The sequence below is a fragment of the Micromonospora sp. ATLC20 genome (assembly GCF_057196585.1).
Window position 1 is genome coordinate 1 of the sequence record NZ_JBXUOV010000355.1, and the last position, 1,966, is coordinate 1,966.

The window sequence follows — 1,966 nt, forward strand, 5'->3', positions numbered from 1 at the left end:
GTCCACGTCCAGCACCGTCACGCCGCCCGCGACGTGGTGCCGGCCGGGGTCGCGCAGCAGCGCCCGGTCCCCGATCAGCAGCGGCAGCGGGCGGGCCAGGCGCAGCCGTACCGTGTCCGGGCCCAGCGGCCGGACCCGGGCGGGCACCGCCGCCGCGCCCACGTGCAGCGTGAGCGTGGCCGGCAGGTCGGCGGCCGGGTCGCCGGACAGCCGCACGTCGAGCAGGTCGGTACGCCCGAACCGGCCGGGGCTGAGCAGCGCGTCGCCGCGCCCGACCCGGTCCCGGGGCAGGCCGCGCAGGTTCACCGCGACCCGGGCCACCGCCTCGACCTCGGCATGCGCGACACCGAGCGAGTGCAGTCCGCGTACCCGCACCGCCTCGCCGGTGGCGGCCAGCTCCAGCTCGTCGCCGACGCGCAGCCGGCCACCGCCGAGCGTGCCGGTGACCACGGTGCCGCTGCCGCGCACGGTGAACGCGCGGTCCACCCAGAGCCGCACCGGGGCGTCCCGGGCCGGGTCGGGCAGCCGGGCGGTCAGGCGATCAAGCGCGGCGCGCAGCTCGGGCAGCCCGGCCCCGGTGACCGCGGAGACCGGCACCGCCTCCACAGCGCCCAGCGACGTCGCGGCGATCTCCGTGCGGGCCCGCGTCGTCGCCGGTCCGGGATCGGCCAGGTCCGCGCGGGTCACCACGAGCAGCCCGTACGACACACCCAGCGCGTCCAGCGCGGCCAGGTGCTCGGCGGACTGCGGCATCCAGCCCTCGTCGGCGGCCACCACGATCAGCGCGGCCGGGACCGGGCCGACACCCGCGAGCATGTTCGGCACGAACCGCTCGTGCCCCGGTACGTCGACGAACGCGATCGTGCCGCCCGACGGCAGCGTGGTCCAGGCGAAACCCAGGTCGATGGTCATGCCGCGGCGGCGTTCCTCCGCCCACCGGTCCGGTTCCATCCCGGTCAGCGCCCGCACCAGCGTGGACTTGCCGTGATCCACGTGCCCGGCGGTCGCCACCACCCACATACCGGTCAGACCCCCACGCTCAGCACGGCCGCCCGGACCCGGTCGTCGGCGTCCTCCGGCACGGCGCGCAGGTCCAGCAGGAGCCGCCCGTGCAGCACCCGGCCGAGGATCGCCGGGTCGCCGGTGCGCAGCGGTTCGGCGTACCGCTCGGGCAGGCTCAGCGCCCACGAGTCCAGCTCCACGCCCGGTGCCCCGCCGCCGCCGACCACAGCCGCGCTGGGCACCACCTCGGCCTTGCAGCCGTCCTCACCGAGCCGGTCCCGCAGCCGCTCCAGCCGCTCCCGCAGCCGGGCCGGGTCGGCGTGCAGCGCATCCCGGGTGGGCGTGGACGGCGCGTACAGGGTGGCGGCGAGCGCGGCGAGGGTGAGCTTGTCGACCCGCAGCGCCCGGGCGAGGGGGTGCCGGCGCAGCCGCTGCACCAGGTCGGCGTCGCCGAGCAGCAGACCGGCCTGCGGGCCGCCGAGCAGCTTGTCGCCGCTGGCGGTGACCAGGTGCGCGCCCGCCCGCAGCGTGGTGGCCGCGTCCGGCTCGGCGGGCAGCAGCGGATCCGGCGCGAGCAGCCCCGACCCGATGTCGGCCACCACCGGCACGCCGAGCGTGGCCAGCTCGGCCACCGGCACCGCCGAGGTGAAGCCGGTGACCACGAAGTTCGACGGATGCACCTTCAGCACGAACCCGGTGCGCTCACCGATCGCGGCTTCGTAGTCGGCGCGCGTGGTGCGGTTGGTGGTGCCCACCTCGCGCAGCCGCGCGCCGGTGCTGGCCAGCAGGTCGGGCAGGCGGAACCCGTCACCGATCTCGACCAGCTCACCGCGGCTCACCACGATCTCCCGGCCGGCGGCCAGCGCGGTCGCGGCCAGCACCAGCGCCGCGGCGCCGTTGTTCACCACGTGCACCGCCGCCGCGTCGGGCACCGCCGCGGCGAGCGCGTCGAGCGCCTCCCGGC

Annotated in this window: 2 protein-coding genes; both read right to left on the minus strand. The window is 77.5% G+C overall.

All coding sequences use genetic code 11. The annotated features are described in order from the left end of the window. Positions 1-1,020 (minus strand): selenocysteine-specific translation elongation factor (gene selB, locus AC2CHG_RS31210; protein WP_484526187.1); only part of this gene is annotated, 1,020 nt, incomplete at its 3' end. 5 nt (positions 1,021-1,025) lie between these two features. Then, positions 1,026-1,966: L-seryl-tRNA(Sec) selenium transferase (gene selA / locus AC2CHG_RS31215; protein WP_484526188.1), on the minus strand; the 941-nt coding region annotated here is incomplete at its 5' end.